Below are 16273 nucleotides of genomic sequence, written 5' to 3'. Positions count from 1 at the left end.
ATAGCTAATAATGAAACCAATATTTAATAAAACCTTCTTGTTCTTTCTGCTTTGTACTTTCAGCTTTCAGCTTAGCGCACAGCAGAACGTAAATGCAAAACCATGGGTATTTTGGTATTGGGTTAAAGGCGCAGTTTCGAAAGAAGGTATTACGGCTGATTTAGAAGCCATGAAAACCAATGGAATTGCTGGTGCTTATTTGATGAGCATACAAGGACCTGATAAAATACCAGTTTATAGTCCACCTGCAGTTCAACTCACGCCAGAGTGGTGGAAGTTGGTCGAGTTTGCCTTGGATGAAGCTAAACGCCTAAACCTTAAAATTGGGATGCATGTAAGTGATGGTTTTGCCCTTGCAGGTGGTCCGTGGATTACGCCCGAACTTTCGATGCAAAAAGTGGTATGGTCTAAAATAAATATCAGTAAATCAGTTTCTGAAATAGTTTTACCTAAACCAGAGCATAAAGAAAATTATTATAAAGATATTGCTGTTTATGCTTATCCATCACCTGTTGGTGAAAGCATTTCTACAAGAACCATTATTCCAAAAATTACCACAAGTAATGGCGCTGATGCAACAGGTTTAGTTCAACCGGGAAATAAGAAAAGCTTTGGTTCTAACGAGCCTTGCTACATTCAATACGAATTTGAAAAACCTTTCACCTGCCGTACCGTAACCATCAAAATCAGTGGTAATAATTACCAGGCACAACGGTTGGCAATAGAAGTAAGCGATGATGGAAAAAACTTTCGCTCTGCTGGAAGATTGGAAGCGCCACGCCACGGATGGCAAGATACGGATGAGGATGTAACGCATTCCATCGTGCCAACAACGGCTAAATATTTTAGATTTATTTACGATAAAAAAGATTCAGAGCCAGGTGCTGAAGATTTAGACGCTGCAAAATGGAAGCCATCTCTAAAATTGGTTAACCTCGAATTGTCTGCTGAAGCGCAAATTAATCAGTTTGAGGGCAAAAACGGTTCCGTTTGGAGAATAAGTAAAAGAAGCACAGATGAGCAAATCGCCAAAAATCTGTGCATTCCTTTAAATAAAATCATTAACCTAACCGATAAATTAAATCCAGATGGAACTTTAAATTGGAAAGCCCCAAAAGGAAACTGGACAATTTTAAGGGTTGGACATACCACAACAGGACATACTAATGCAACAGCAGGTGGCGGAAAGGGTTTAGAAAGCGACAAGTTTAATCCTGAAGCGGTGAAATTGCAGTTTAACAGTTGGTACGGCGAAGCCATAAAACATGGCGGACCAGAAATTGCCAAAAAGGTTTTGAGTGCTTTCCATGTGGATAGTTGGGAATGCGGCAGTCAGAATTGGTCGCCTTTGTTTAAAGCTGAGTTTTTGAAGCGCAGAGGGTACAATTTAACTCCTTATTTGCCAATCATGACTGGCTTGCCCGTAGAAAGCGCAGAAGTTTCTGAGGGTTTCTTATATGATATTAGAAAAACAATTTCTGAGTTGGTAGTTGACCAGTTTTATGAAACGCTAGCCGCTTTGGCGAAGGAAAAAGGTGTAACTTTTACCGCTGAGAGCATTGCACCAACGATGATGAGCGATGGCTTATTGCACTACAAAACGGTTGATGTACCGATGGGAGAGTTTTGGTTAAACAGCCCAACGCATGATAAACCTAACGATATGCTTGATGCCATTTCTGGCGCACATATTTACGGCAAAAACATCATTCAGGCAGAGGCTTTTACTACCGTTCGTATGGATTGGAATGAAAGTCCAGCGAATATAAAAACTTTACAGGATAGAAATTATGCGCTTGGAATTAACAAGCTGGTTTATCACGTTTTCGTTCAAAATCCTTTTACCGATAGAAAACCTGGTGTAACCTTAGATGGTGTTGGATTGTATTTTCAACGCGACCAAACCTGGTGGAAACTCGGAAAAGCATGGGTTGATTACGCAGAGCGAACACAAAACCTATTGCAACAAGGAAAACCCGTTATAGATATTGCCGTTTTTACAGGCGAAGAATTGCCTCGTCGTTCGGTTTTGCCTGATAGATTAGTAGAAACTTTACCTGGGATTTTTGGCGATGATGTAGTACAAGCTGAAAAGAAACGCCTCGCAAATATTGGAGAACCTTTAAGGCAAATTCCTGCTGGTGTTACGCACTCTGCAAACATGGCCGACCCTGAAAATTGGGTAAATCCGTTACGTGGTTACGCTTATGATAGTTTCAATCCAGATGTTTTACAAACTGCAACTGTTAAAGACGGCGAAGTGGTTTTTAAAAGTGGTGCAAAATACAAGGTTTTGGTGTTTACAGGGAAACTAAAAATGAATCCTAACTACGAATATTTCAGCTATGAAACGGTTAAAAAACTATCAGAATTAATAAAAAAAGGTGCTAAAGTAATTGTAGCAAATAAACCATTATATCAATCTGGTTTAAAGCAAACTAAATCATCAGAGTTTGATAGTTTGATTGAAGAGATTTGGGGTGGATATTTCGATTCATTTAAAAGTGGTGGTAAACCTATCTATATTAAGAAACTTGGTTTAGGACAAATTTTTAGAGCGCCATTCGAAGGTAATGATTTCAACAGTTTGGGACTGGAAAAGGATTTGGATATAACTGAAATTCAAACGGGGAAAATGCTATTAAGCTCTTTAATTCCGCCAACAAAGAATGTAACATTTGCTCACAGAAAAACTAACGATTCTGATATTTACTTCATCTCAAATCAAGAGGCTAAAGAAAGAGTATTTAATTTTTCATTCAGAGTAAGTGGAATGGTGCCGAAAATCTACAATTCGGTAACGAATGATACGGTAGCATTAAAAAGCTGGTCGATTAAAGATAGCAGAACTTTTCTCAACTTAAAATTGCCTGCAAACGGTTCTGTATTCGTAATCTTTAAGGAGAAAGCAAATTTAACTCAACTGCAAACTGGCCTGAATTCAAGTAATTTCAAAGCCATTCAGGATATTTCTAAAGACTGGCAAGTTCAATTTGATGTTGCTTATGGCGGCCCTGTTAAAGCTGTTGTTTTTAATGAGCTAACGGATTGGACCAAGCATCCTGATAGCTTAATCAAATACTATTCTGGAACGGCAATCTATTCTAAAAGCTTCACTTACAAAGGAGATATAAAAAATGCCTGGATTGATTTAGGAGGGTTTTCGAGCATGGCAGAAGTGAAAATTAACGGTATCAATTGCGGCACTTTGTGGACAGCACCACACCGATTGGATATTAGCAAAGCCATTAAAAAAGGTAAAAATGAAGTCACGATTGAAGTGGTAAATACCTGGGCTAACCGTTTAATTGGCGATAGTAAATTACCAGAAAATAAAAGACTTACAAAAACAACGGCGCCTTTCAGGTTAGAAGGGAAGCCATTAAATCCTGCTGGTTTATTTGGGCCAGTTGTAATACAGTTGGAGGAGAAGTGAAACTAATCGTCATTGCGAGGCACGAAGCAATCTAATTAGAAGAGATTGCTTCGTGCCTCGCAATGACGGCAATAAAAAATATATAATATGATTAGAAAATTTGCATTCATAATCTTTTTAACCGTATCATTTATACAGGTTAAGGCACAAGATAAGGCGCTTGTTAATACTTCGAAAAGCAAATACGCTAAGTTGCATAGCGTAAACATGAGCGATGTAACCTGGACCAAAGGCTTTTGGGCGGATAGATTTAAGGTGGCTACCGAAACCATGGTGCCAAATATGTGGGCGATTTACAACGACCCAAAAATCAGCCATGCCTTTAAGAACTTTGAAATTGCGGCTGGATTGGATACAGGTTCACATTCTGGTCCATCTTTCCATGATGGTGATTATTACAAAACCTTGGAAGCTGTTGCGAGTTTATATGCTTCAACTAAAAATCCAAAATTGAATGAAATGATGGATAAGGCTATCGTTGTGATTGGAAAATCGCAGCGTGAGGATGGTTATATCTACACCAAAGCAATGATTGAGCAACGTAAAACAGGTTCTAAAAATCAATTCCAGGATAGATTAAGCTTCGAGTCTTATAATATTGGCCATTTAATGACGGCTGGTTGCGTTCATTATCGTGCAACAGGCAAAACTACTTTGCTCAATATCGCTAAGAAAGCAACGGATTACCTATACAATTTCTACAAATCAGCTTCGCCAACATTGGCTAGAAACGCCATTTGCCCATCGCACTACATGGGTGTTATAGAAATGTACCGCACCACAAACGACCCTCGTTATTTGGAACTGGCTCAACATTTAATCGCCATTAAAGGTAAAATTGATGATGGAACGGATGATAATCAAGATAGAATTCCATTTTTAAAACAAACGAAAGCAATGGGCCATGCGGTAAGAGCAAATTATCTTTATGCAGGTGTTGCCGATTTGTATGCCGAAACGGGTAAAGATTCGCTTCTAAATACTCTGAATTTAATGTGGGATGATGTAAATCAGCATAAAATATACATTACAGGAGGCTGTGGTTCATTATATGATGGAACCTCGCCTGATGGAACTTCTTATAATCCTGCCGATGTTCAAAAAATTCATCAGGCTTTTGGTCGCGATTTTCAATTGCCAAACTTTACTGCACATAACGAAACTTGCGCCAATATCGGTAACGTACTTTGGAACTGGCGAATGCTACAAATTACTGGCGATGCGAAGTATGCGGATGTAATGGAATTGGCGCTGCATAACAGCGTTTTATCAGGAATTAGCCTTGATGGAAAGAACTTTTTGTACACTAATCCGCTGGCTCAATCAAATGATTTACCCTTCAAACAGCGTTGGTCGAAAGATAGAGTGCCTTACATCGGCTTGTCAAATTGTTGTCCACCAAATGTTGTGAGGACCATAGCCGAAGTGAGTGACTACGCTTATAGTATTTCTGATAAAGGTTTGTATTTCAATTTATATGGTGGCAATAACTTAACTACTAAATTAGCTGATGGAAGTAAAATTTCTTTAACAGAAGAAACCAATTATCCTTGGGATGGAAAGATTAAAATCTCGGTAAAGGAAATTGGTAATAAAGCGTATTCAGTATTTCTTAGAATTCCAGCCTGGACGCAGAATGCTCAAATCAGTATCAATGGGAAACCAGAAAATATAAAAGCCATTTCAGGCACTTATGCAGAAATTAATCGTATTTGGAAGAAAGGTGATGTAATCGAATTGAATCTTCCGATGGAAGCTACGTTGATTGAAGCAAATCCGTTGGTTGAAGAAAATAGAAACCAAATTGCCGTTAAACGCGGACCAATTGTGTACTGCTTAGAATCTACTGATTTGCCCGGTAAAAGTATTTTTAATGCATTCATCCCAACCTCAACAAAGTTTGAAGCAAAACCAATAAATATTGATGGCGCAGAAATGATGAGTTTGGTTGGAAACGCGAAAATTGTTGAACCGAATAGCTGGAAAAACGTCTTGTATCGCCCGGTTAATAATAACAACAGCGAAGCTGAAATTAAACTGGTGCCGTATTTTGCCTGGGGCAATCGTGGTCATTCGGAAATGTCGGTTTGGTTGCCAGTGAGCAAGTAAATAAGTTATATCGTCTTTGCGAGGCACGAAGCAATCTCTTCTAATTAGATTGCTTCGTACCTCGCAATAACGGCAAGAATAATAAAAATGGAAAGAATTACAGCAACATATTACATTGAAACACCGCTTGATTTAGAGAAGTCGGCTCAGATTTTAGCAGGCGAACAATCTTCAGGAACTTTTATTGCCATTCCAGGAGAAACTGAAGAGCTGAAAGCAAGATTTGCGGCAAGGGTAGAATCAATCGATAAATTAGATAGTTCAACAGTGCCATCCATTCCAAGTGTAAAGTTAAATGCTGGAATTTATCAAAGAGCAATTATAAAAGTTTCCTGGTCGATAGAAAATTTCGGCTACAATTTGCCAGTGCTAATCTCAACTTTACAAGGCAATTTATATGAATTAACCCAATTCACAGGCTTAAAGTTAATGGATATTGATTTTCCAGATTCTTTTGCAAATGCTTTCAAAGGCCCACAATTTGGTATTAGCGGATGCAGAAAATTGACTAACGTAGAAGGACGACCCTTAATCGGTACAATCATTAAACCAAGTATCGGGATGAGTCCTGAACAAACTGCCGAATTGGTAAAAACTTTAGCCACGGCGGGAATCGATTTTATCAAAGATGATGAATTGTTAGGCTCGTCAGCCAATTCTCCTTTCGATAAGCGAGTAGATGCAATTATGAATATGATAAATGCTCATGCTGATAAAACAGGTAAAAAAGTGATGTATGCTTTTAACCTGAGTGATGAGATTGACCAAATGCAACGCAACTACGAAAAAATTGTAAAAAGCGGCGGAACATCAGCCATGGTTAGCTTAAATAGCGTTGGATTGGCTGGTGTGAAAAAGATATGCGATAACCGAGAATTGGCTATCCACGGACATAGAAATGGTTGGGGAATGTTAAACAGGCATCCACTTTTGGGTATTGAATTTCCTGCGTATCAAAAACTTTGGCGCTTGGCAGGGGTAGACCAAATTCATGTTAACGGTATTCAAAATAAATTCTGGGAGTCTGATGATTCTGTAGTGACTTCAATAGAATCTTGCTTAAAACCATTTTTAGGCGGCTTCTCTGTATTGCCGGTTGTTTCTTCAGGTCAATGGGGCGGACAAGCTGTAGAAACTTACAGAAGAACTAAAACAGTCGATTTGTTGTACATGGCAGGTGGCGGCATAATGGCGCATCCAAGTGGTCCCGCTGGTGGTGTTATCGCTTTGCAACAAGCGTGGCAAGGGGCTGTACATGGTTTATCGGTAGAAGATACAGCGAAAAAATATTCAGAATTTAATCAATCAGTTTCCATTTTCGGGAAAAAATAAAATGGAGAACAAAGAAAACAATCGTTTATTAATGGCCTTTTATGGCGATGATTTCACAGGCTCTACTGATGCCTTAGAATTCCTGTGTAAAGCAGGCGTTAAAACGGTTTTATTTATTGATGTTCCGACAAAAGAACAGTTATTAAACTATCCTGATTTACAAGCCATTGGTGTAGCTGGTGTAAGCAGAGCTTTATCTCCAATAAAAATGGAAGCGGAACTTTTGCCAACATTTGAAGCATTACAAAAGCTAAATCCAAAACATGTTCACTACAAGGTTTGCTCAACTTTCGATTCATCGCCAACTATTGGGAGCATTGGAAAGGCTATAGATGTTGCTCAATCTGTATTTAAAACAGCTTATGTACCATTGTTGGTTGCTGCGCCGGCTTTAGGAAGATATTGTTTGTTTGGTAATTTATTTGCCAGGATGGGCATTGGAAGCGATGGCGATATTTATCGTTTAGACAGGCATCCATCTATGAGCAAGCATCCCGTAACTCCCGCAAATGAAAGCGATTTAAGCTTACATTTGAGCAAACAAACCAATAAAAAGATAGGGCTTTTCAATATTACTTCTCTACATAAATATGCTGAAAAACATTTTGATGTAGATTTTGGTGATAATGAAATCGTACTTTTTGATGCTCTAAAAGCGGAAGATTTAACTCCGATTGGAGAAATTATTGAGCAATCTGCTAATCAGAATAATATTGCGTTTTCGGTGGGCTCATCAGGAATAGAGATGGCTTTAGGTTCGCATTGGGAAGAAAAGGGAATTGTTTCGGATAAAATGGGATGGGAAAACGTCAAATCTTCGCAACCAATTCTGATAATTTCTGGTAGTTGTTCTCCTGTAACATCATCACAAATTAAATATGCTTTAGACAATGGTTTTGCAGAAATCGCAATTGATACCGTTGCTTTTGCTAATCAATATTCATCAGATTCTGATATAGACAAAAGCCTTATTTTGGTTTATGTTGAGCAAGCTGTAAAACTAATTTCAGATGGTAAAAACGTTTTGATACACACTAGTCTTGGTAATGACGATGTAAGAGTTATCGAATCAGATAAGATATTTAATAACAATGGTTTGAATAAATCAACTGCATCAATTGTTTATGGTAGAGTGCTTGGTGAAATTGCCAAAAAAGTTGCGGAACGAACCAATTTAGAAAGACTTGTTATTGCTGGCGGAGATACATCAAGTTATGCCGCAAGAGCGATGGGCATTGAAGCTATGGAAATGATTTCGCCATTAACCGCAGGTGCTCCGCTATGCAAGGTGCATTCTGCAAATACAGCTATAAATAATTTACACGTTGTTTTTAAAGGTGGCCAGGTAGGGAAACAAGATTTTTTTGTTCAGGCTTCAAAAGATATAATTAACTAAAATAAACTTATTAAAAAACCAAATATGAAAACTAAAACCCTCGGACTTGTTCACACTTCTGCAACATTGGTTCCTGTTTTTCAACAGTTATGTGCAATGCATTTGCCAAATGTTAATGTTTTTAATATTGTTGATGATAGCTTGATAAAAGACGTAATTGCTAAAAATGAGCTAACGAAATTAACTGCAAGAAGAGTAGTTGACCATGTTGGTTCAGCTGCTTTGGCTGGAGCCGATTACATTTTGGTAACCTGTTCGTCTATTGGTTCGGCTGTGGAAGCTGCCGCAGAATTAACTGGAGTTCCTGTTTTAAGGGTTGACCAACCAATGGCTGATTTGGCTGTACAAACAGGTAAAAAAATTGGTGTTATCGCAACTTTACCAACCACTTTAGGCCCAACAAGCGATTTGGTTAAACGCAGAGCTGCTGCCGCAGGAAAAGAAATTGAGTTGACATCCAAATTATGTGAAGGTGCTTTTGAAGCTTTAATGGGCGGAAATCCTGAAAAACATGATGAAATGGTTGCTGCAGCTTTAAGACAGCTTTCTACAGAGGTTGATGTGATTGTATTGGCACAAGCATCTATGTCTCGTGTGGTAGATGGTTTACAGGAATCTGAAAAGCGTATTCCAATTTTGGCTAGTCCTGCTTTGGCAATACAGCACATAGCCGAACTTATAAAATAAACGGCTATGAAAAACATTCGTAAGCTTTTTTTATACGTTGGGGGTATTGCCTTTTTGGCTTTACTTGCAGGTTTATTCTTGGCCAACCAAACACTTTGGCAACCTGCTGCTTTAATTTTGGCGGTAAGTTTAGCCATTGGTATTGGTGCATTGGAAAGTTTAAAAAACTACCAGTACACCGCATGGATTATTACTGCGGTGGTTGCAGGCATGATTTATCCATCGGCATTTTTAAAATGGGGCAGCGTAGATTTAAGAAATAAGTGGCTTATTTTGGTGGTAGTTCAGTTTGTAATGTTCGGTATGGGCATACAAATGGGCTTAAAAGATTTTGCAGGCTTGGCAAATAGCGGTAAGGGTGTGCTCATCGGCTTACTTTGCCATTTCACAATTATGCCTTTAATGGGATTATTGTTGGTAAAAGTATTTCATTTCGAAACCGAAATTGCAGCAGGTATAATTTTGATTGGTTCTTGTTCCAGCGGCTTAGCATCAAACGTAATGGTTTACATTGCGAGGGCAAATTTGGTTCTATCAGTTGCGGTAACCGCGATAGCAACATTAATAGCTCCCATCATGACACCATTATTGATGAAATTACTGGCTGGAACTTTAATAGAAATCAAATTCATCAACATGATGATGGAAATTATTAAAATCGTTATTGTTCCGATTGGTGCCGCGTTAATTCACGATTATTTAAAAAGAGCAACTTCAAAAGGGATAAGGATTGTTAAAGTGATAGCTATTTTTTGCCTACTTTGGTTATTAGCACTTCCATTCGGACTATGGAATAGTTTAGAGCAAAAATTGCCCGAAGATGCAATGCATTCAGTAGAGATTTTCAGCTTCTTCACCGGTGCATTTTTGGTTGGCATACTTTATCATTTAATTACACTGAAAATTAAAACCCTTGATGATTTAATGCCTTATGTTTCCATGTTTGGGATTGTATATTTTACAACCGTAACAACTGCAGCAGGGAGAGATAATTTATTAAAAGTTGGCTTTCTGTTGTTTTTAGCGTCGGTTATTCATAATGGCGCTGGTTATTTATTTGGATACATGCTAAGTCGTGTATTTGGATTGGATAAAAAATCTGCCAGAACAGTAGCTTTTGAAGTTGGTTTACAAAACGGAGGAATGGCATCAGGATTAGCAGGCGGAATGGGCAAGTTGGGTACGGTTGGTTTAGCCGCTGCGGTCTTTAGTCCGTGGATGAATATCTCGGGCTCAATCCTAGCCAATTACTGGAGAAGAAAAGCATTAAAAGAAGAAGAAAATGAACGTAAAATTTCTTAAAAAAATATTAACTTTTGGGCTAATTACATTTGTTATTGCTGCAAATGCAACAGTTAAACCTGCTTCAATTTTTACCAATCACATGGTGCTTCAACAGCAAAGCAATGTGGCTATTTGGGGTTGGGCAAAAGCATCATCCAAAGTAAAAATAATCACTTCGTGGAATAAAGAAAGCTATCCGGTTACAACCGACCAAAACGGTAAATGGAAGGTTAAAGTGGCTACGCCATCAGCTGGCGGACCATACAACATCGAATTTAACGATGGAGAGAAATTGATTTTATCTGATATTCTGATTGGCGAGGTTTGGTTTTGTGGCGGGCAATCGAACATGGAATTACCTATGAAAGGCTATAAAGGTCAGCCGAATATTGGAAGTAACGAAGCGATTTTAAAATCTAAAAATCTAAATATCAGATTATACACCGTTCCGCGTTCATCTGTTACAGAAAGACAAGAAAACAGTAAACCATCAGAATGGAAACTAAGCGAGCCAGAAGCTGTGGCAAATTTCAGCGCAACCGCTTATTATTTTGGTTCACTTTTAAATGAAATTTTAGGTGTTCCTGTTGGCATAATTAACGATAGTTTTAGCGGTTCTTCAATCGAAGCATGGATGTCGCAAGAAGATTTAAAACCCTTTCCCGAAATAAAAATTCCATCAAAAGGCGATTCGATAAAAGAAGTGAGCAGAACAGCTACAACTTTATATAATGGTATGCTTTATCCGGTAATTGGTTACAGCGTAAAAGGTGCCATTTGGTATCAAGGCGAATCTAATTACGAGCGTGCAGACCAATACGAAGGTTTATTTCCTGCAATGGTTTCGAGCTGGAGGCAGCACTGGGATAACGGTGAATTTCCTTTCTATTATGCACAAATTGCACCTTACAACTATGCACAATTGCCTCCGTATCGTGTTGGCGGTAAGTTCAGTTCCGCTTTTTTAAGGGATGCGCAGCGTAAATCATTATCGAAAATATCAAATTCGGCAATGGCTGTTTTAATGGATATTGGCGAGGAAAATATGATTCATCCTTCAAAGAAAAAGCAAGGAGGCGAAAGATTGGCTTATTTGGCTTTGGCGAAAACTTATGGCGTTAAAGGTTTCAGCGCAACTAGTCCGCTTTACGAATCGCTTACTATTGAAAAAAATACGGCTGTAGTTAAATTTAAAGATGTTCCAAATGGCTTAACTTCCTTTAGTAAAGAATTATCTTTATTCGAAATTGCTGGCGCAGATAAGAAATTTTATCCTGCGAAAGCAGTTATAAAAGGAAGCAGTGTTAACGTTACTTCAGAACAAGTAAAAAATCCGGTTGCCGTTCGCTATGCATTTAAAGATTTTGTAATTGGCGATTTATTCGGGAATGAAGGCTTGCCAGTTTCATCATTCAGAACCGATGACTGGGATAATTAACGATACGTCATTGCGAGGCACGAAGCAATCTCACTAAATAGATTGCTTCGTGCCTCGCAATGACGAGAACCTTAAATAGAAACAAAAAATATAATGCCGAAAAACACGGTTTTCAAATATCTAAAGTGCACAAAGAAAACAAACCTCTTCTTTGTGTTCTTTGTGTCTTTGTGGTTCACTCAAACAACTCATGCACAAGAAAACGTAATTTGGGCCACTCAAAGCAATAATTCATCAGAATCAATGCCTGTTGGCGGAGGTGATATTGGCTTAAATCTTTGGGTAGAAAAAGGCGAAGTTTATTTCTATCTATCTAAGAGTGGCACTTTCGATGAAAACAACACATTACTCAAACTTGGTCGTGTAAAACTAAAGCTCTGCCCGAATACATTTGAAGGTAAAACATTTAAGCAAGAACTGATTTTAAAAGATGGTTATGCGCAAATCAGCGGTTCAAATGGTAAACTAAATATTCAAATTAAAGTTTGGGTTGATGTTTTCAATCCTATCATTCATTTAGAAGTTAAATCAAACGAAAAAGTAACAAGCGAAGTAAGTTACGAAAGCTGGCGTTTTGAAGACCGAATTACGAAAGGTAAAGAAAACAACCAGAATTCTTATAAATGGGCGCCTCAAGGTGTTGTAAAAACGGCGAAAGATGAAATCGCTTTTAAAGATAATGGTGTTCAGTTCTATCATCAAAATAAAGCAGAAACGGTTTTTGATGTAGCCGTAAAACAGCAAGGTTTAGAAGATAGAAAAACCGACTTATTCAATCCGTTAAAAAATTTAATTTTTGGCGGTTTTATGCAAGGCGATAATATGGTAGCGGCAGGAAATTACACCGGAATTTACCTCAATACGCCATTTAAAGGATGGACTTTGAAAAGTAAATCGCCATCTCGTACGCAAAACATCACGATAAGTTTAAATACAAACAAAGCAACAACGGTTGCAGATTGGGGAAAAGGAATTTTATCAAAAACAAATTCAAATCAAAAAACCAGTATAAAATGGTGGAATGATTACTGGAAGAAAAGTTTCATTTACATCAATGCTAATGACGAGGCTGCAAATCAATCGTCTAAAAATTACCAGTTGTTCCGCTATATGTTGGGGTGTAATGCTTTTGGCAGATACCCAACCAAGTTTAACGGTGGTTTATTTACCTACGACCCACAACTTACAGATTCGACCTTAAAATACACGCCCGATTTTAGAAACTGGGGTGGTGGAACGCACACGGCTCAAAATCAGCGTTTGGTTTATTGGCCGATGCTTAAAAGTGGCGATTTCGACATGATGAAACCTCAGTTCGATTTCTACCTCGATTTATTAAAAAATGCTGAAATCAGAACAGAAGTTTCTTGGGGGCATAAAGGCGCAAGTTTTACTGAACAGTTAGAAAATTTTGGCTTGCCAAATCCTGCTGAATATGGCTGGAAACGTCCTGCTGATTTTAACAAAGGCATGGAATACAATGCCTGGTTAGAATATGAATGGGATACGGTTCTGGAGTTCTGTATGATGATTTTGGAAACCGAAAGATACAATGGTCAGAAAATTGAAAAATATCTCCCATTGATTGAAAGTTCACTCCAATTTTTTAAAGAACATTACACCTATTTAGCCAAGCAAAGAGGCGCAAAAGCTTTAGATGCTGATGGCCATTTAGTTTTATATCCAGGTTCTGGTGCTGAAACTTACAAAATGGCTTACAATTCTACTTCCACAATTGCTGCCTTAAAAACGGTTTTAGAAAGATTGATTGAACAGCCAAATCTATCTCAAAACAAAAAAGCAGAATGGGCAGAAATGCTGAAAACTATTCCAGCTATTAGTTTTAGGGAATTTAATGGTAAACCAACCATTGCACCTGCAAAACTTTGGGAACGGATTAACAATACGGAAAGTCCGCAATTATATCCTGTTTATCCGTGGGGGATTTATGGCATTGGAAAACCAGGTCTAGATACTGCAATAAATACTTTTAAATATGATGCAGATGTGCTTAAATTTAGAAGTCATGTAGGTTGGAAACAGGATAATATTTTTGCAGCAAGATTAGGCTTAACAGACGATGCTGCAAAACTAACAACAGGGAAATTGAAAGATTCGGGCAGAAGGTTTCCTGCATTTTGGGGGCCAGGTTTCGATTGGACACCCGACCATAATTGGGGCGGCTCGGGAATGATTGGTTTACAAGAAATGTTAATGCAGGTAGACGGGAAGAAAATTTATCTTTTCCCGGCATGGCCAAAAGATTGGAATGTACATTTCAAACTGCATGCGCCTTACCAAACTACTGTGGAAGTAGAATTGAAAAACGGAAAAATAGAAAGTTTAAAAGTCTTGCCAGAATCGAGAAAGGCGGATGTAGTTAATATGATTAGATAAATTGAATAGACAAGTCGTGGTGCTGTCCCGAATTTTCGGGATCAGCATCTTAAAAAAAAAGACCCTGAAATAAATTCAGGGTGACGTGTCCGATAATTAAAAAAAGATATGGATTTAAATTTAAAAGAAAAGGTTATCATCATTACTGGTGCTGCAAAAGGCATTGGGAGAAGCATTGCAGAAGTTTTCGCAAAAGAAAATGCAGTTGCGGTTATTGTAGGAAGAAAAGCTATAGATAATCAAAAAGTGGTTGATGCAATTGAAGAACAAGGTGGTAAAGCAGCTCAGTTTGTGGCAGAATTATCAAATCCTGATGATTGCAAAAAAGTAGTTGCGGAAATTGTAGCCAAATTTGGTAGGATAGACGGTTTGGTTAACAACGCTGGCGTAAATGATGGCGTAGGTTTAGAAAGTGGAAACTATGAAGATTTCATGGCTTCATTGCATAAAAACGTGATACATTATTATTTGATGGCACATCATGCTTTACCAGAGTTAATTAAAAGCAAAGGTGCTATTGTAAACATCACTTCTAAAACAGCAGAAACCGGTCAAGGAAATACTTCAGCCTATGCTGCTGCAAATGGAGGAAGAAACGCCTTAACCCGCGAATGGGCTGTAGAATTGCTAAAATACGGAATCCGTGTAAACGCCGTTGTGGTAGCCGAATGCTGGACACCTGCCTACGAAACCTGGATTGAAACTTTACCAGATGCCGAAGCCAAATTAGATGAAATTACAGCAAAAATCCCTTTGGAAAACAGAATGACTACTGCTGAAGAAATTGCAAACATGACGGCCTTTTTAATGTCTGATAAATCGAGCCACACCACAGGACAAATTATCCATGTTGATGGTGGTTATGTTCATTTGGATAGAGCTTTGGCTAACGCGTAAACAAAACCAATTTAATCGGCGGCTGTCATTGCGAGGCACGAAGCAATCTCATTAGTCAAATTAAAGGGAGATTGCTTCGTGCCTCGCAATGACGAAAATCTTCAAATTTCAATCATTAAAATAAATGAAAACCCTTACATGTACAACACCTGGAACTTTTGAATATTCAGAAACTGATAAACCTGAATTGAAAAAAGACCACGCCATTATAAAAATTAAAAGAATTGGAATCTGTGGAACGGATTTACACGCTTTTGAAGGCACACAACCTTTCTTCAATTATCCAAGAGTTTTAGGTCACGAGCTTTCTGGTGAATTGGTCGAAGCTGATGGTTCTGAAGGTTTTTCAATGGGAGAGGCCGTAACATTCATTCCGTATTTTAACTGTGGCGAATGTATTGCCTGCCGAATGAACAAACCCAATTGTTGTGTTAAAATGCAGGTTTGCGGCGTACATGTAGATGGCGGGATGCGTGAGTATTTGCAAGTTCCATCACGAACACTTCTACATGGCGAAGGTTTAAGTTACGATGAACTGGCTTTGGTAGAACCTTTGGCAATCGGTGCTCATGGTGTCAGCAGGGCTGATGTTAAACCTGGTGAATTTGTATTGGTAATTGGCGCCGGACCGATTGGTCTAGGTACTATGGAGTTTGCCCGAATTGCTGGCGGAGATGTAATTGCTTTAGATATTAACGACGACCGTTTATCTTTCTGTAGAGAAAAATTGGGTGTAGCGCATACCATAAATGCATTATCTGCAGATGTTATTGAACAACTAAGCAAAATTACAAACGGCGATATGCCTACAGTTGTAATTGATGCAACAGGAAATCAAAAAGCAATAAACAATGCTATTAATTACATGGCACACGGAGCAAGATTTGTATTAATCGGTTTGCAAAAGGGCGATTTGATTTTTAACCACCCAGAGTTTCATAAAAGAGAATCTACGCTAATGAGCAGCAGAAATGCCAACATCGAAGATTTTGAACACGTAATTAAATCAATGAAAGCAGGTTTGGTAAAACCAACAACTTACATCACACATCAGGTAAATTTTGACGAAGTAAAAGATAATTTCGAAAGCTGGTTAGACCCGAAAAACGGTGTAATTAAGGCAATGGTTAGGATAGAGGGTTAGAAAAATATACATTTTGCGTCATTGCGAGGCACGAAGCAATCTTTAAACTATTGCTATTCATTAGCGCATTAAGATTGCTTCGTGCCTCGCAATGACGATTGAGCAAGCAAAACTAAAACAAGCAAAAAAAAGGGCAATTTCTGATGAAGAAAT

At 38.3% G+C, this 16273-nt stretch carries 10 protein-coding genes; all 10 read left to right on the top strand.

From position 1 onward, the window contains the following. The first annotated feature begins 10 nt into the window (after window positions 1-10). The 10 genes from ACO05K_RS08795 (at window position 11) to ACO05K_RS08750 (ending at window position 16120) form a co-directional block, all read left to right on the top strand. Complete coding sequence (locus tag ACO05K_RS08795; RefSeq protein WP_421944070.1) at window positions 11-3436, top strand: glycosyl hydrolase; 3426 nt, start codon at window positions 11-13, stop codon at window positions 3434-3436. Window positions 3437-3523: 87 nt separating this feature from the next. Continuing rightward, window positions 3524-5545 carry an aceric acid hydrolase gene (locus tag ACO05K_RS08790; RefSeq protein ID WP_421944069.1) on the top strand — a complete coding sequence of 674 codons (2022 nt, stop codon included), beginning with the start codon at window positions 3524-3526 and terminating at the stop codon, window positions 5543-5545. Between the two features lie 87 nt (window positions 5546-5632). After that, the gene (locus ACO05K_RS08785; RefSeq protein WP_421944068.1) at window positions 5633-6877 is read left to right on the top strand and encodes a ribulose-bisphosphate carboxylase large subunit family protein; all 1245 of its coding nucleotides are present in this window, start codon (window positions 5633-5635) and stop codon (window positions 6875-6877) included. Between the two features lies 1 nt (window position 6878). Further along, window positions 6879-8273 (top strand): four-carbon acid sugar kinase family protein, encoded by a 1395-nt coding sequence (locus ACO05K_RS08780; protein WP_421944067.1) that lies wholly within the window; start codon window positions 6879-6881, stop codon window positions 8271-8273. 24 nt (window positions 8274-8297) lie between these two features. Then, a complete protein-coding gene (locus ACO05K_RS08775; RefSeq protein WP_421944066.1) occupies window positions 8298-8960 on the top strand; it encodes an aspartate/glutamate racemase family protein in 663 nt (220 codons plus the stop codon). A 6-nt stretch (window positions 8961-8966) separates the two neighbouring features. Then, window positions 8967-10262, top strand: a complete 1296-nt coding sequence (locus ACO05K_RS08770; protein ID WP_421944065.1) for a bile acid:sodium symporter family protein — start codon at window positions 8967-8969, stop codon at window positions 10260-10262. Then, window positions 10243-11682, top strand: coding sequence for a sialate O-acetylesterase (locus tag ACO05K_RS08765; protein WP_421944064.1), 1440 nt, complete (start codon window positions 10243-10245; stop codon window positions 11680-11682). Before ACO05K_RS08770 ends, ACO05K_RS08765 begins: the two co-directional genes overlap by 20 nt. A gap of 93 nt (window positions 11683-11775) precedes the next feature. Beyond that, window positions 11776-14079, top strand: a complete 2304-nt coding sequence (locus ACO05K_RS08760; protein WP_421944063.1) for a DUF5703 domain-containing protein — start codon at window positions 11776-11778, stop codon at window positions 14077-14079. A 108-nt stretch (window positions 14080-14187) separates the two neighbouring features. After that, complete coding sequence (locus ACO05K_RS08755; RefSeq protein WP_421944062.1) at window positions 14188-14976, top strand: SDR family oxidoreductase; 789 nt, start codon at window positions 14188-14190, stop codon at window positions 14974-14976. 124 nt (window positions 14977-15100) lie between these two features. Next, window positions 15101-16120 (top strand): zinc-binding alcohol dehydrogenase family protein, encoded by a 1020-nt coding sequence (locus tag ACO05K_RS08750; RefSeq protein WP_421944061.1) that lies wholly within the window; start codon window positions 15101-15103, stop codon window positions 16118-16120. Window positions 16121-16273: the final 153 nt, after the last annotated feature.

The organism is Pedobacter sp. (genome assembly GCF_965227205.1).
In the GTDB taxonomy this organism is placed as follows: domain Bacteria; phylum Bacteroidota; class Bacteroidia; order Sphingobacteriales; family Sphingobacteriaceae; genus Pedobacter.
The sequence above is the reverse complement of the archived record's forward strand: the minus strand, read 5'-3'. Positions and strand labels throughout refer to the sequence as shown.

Coding starts and splice junctions, on each gene's coding strand:
- ACO05K_RS08775 (WP_421944066.1), top strand. CDS start 8,298: ATGAAAACTAAAACCCTCGGACTTGTTCACACTTCTGCAACATTGGTT.
- ACO05K_RS08750 (WP_421944061.1), top strand. CDS start 15,101: ATGAAAACCCTTACATGTACAACACCTGGAACTTTTGAATATTCAGAA.
- ACO05K_RS08765 (WP_421944064.1), top strand. CDS start 10,243: ATGAACGTAAAATTTCTTAAAAAAATATTAACTTTTGGGCTAATTACA.
- ACO05K_RS08785 (WP_421944068.1), top strand. CDS start 5,633: ATGGAAAGAATTACAGCAACATATTACATTGAAACACCGCTTGATTTA.
- ACO05K_RS08755 (WP_421944062.1), top strand. CDS start 14,188: ATGGATTTAAATTTAAAAGAAAAGGTTATCATCATTACTGGTGCTGCA.
- ACO05K_RS08770 (WP_421944065.1), top strand. CDS start 8,967: ATGAAAAACATTCGTAAGCTTTTTTTATACGTTGGGGGTATTGCCTTT.
- ACO05K_RS08790 (WP_421944069.1), top strand. CDS start 3,524: ATGATTAGAAAATTTGCATTCATAATCTTTTTAACCGTATCATTTATA.
- ACO05K_RS08795 (WP_421944070.1), top strand. CDS start 11: ATGAAACCAATATTTAATAAAACCTTCTTGTTCTTTCTGCTTTGTACT.
- ACO05K_RS08780 (WP_421944067.1), top strand. CDS start 6,879: ATGGAGAACAAAGAAAACAATCGTTTATTAATGGCCTTTTATGGCGAT.
- ACO05K_RS08760 (WP_421944063.1), top strand. CDS start 11,776: ATGCCGAAAAACACGGTTTTCAAATATCTAAAGTGCACAAAGAAAACA.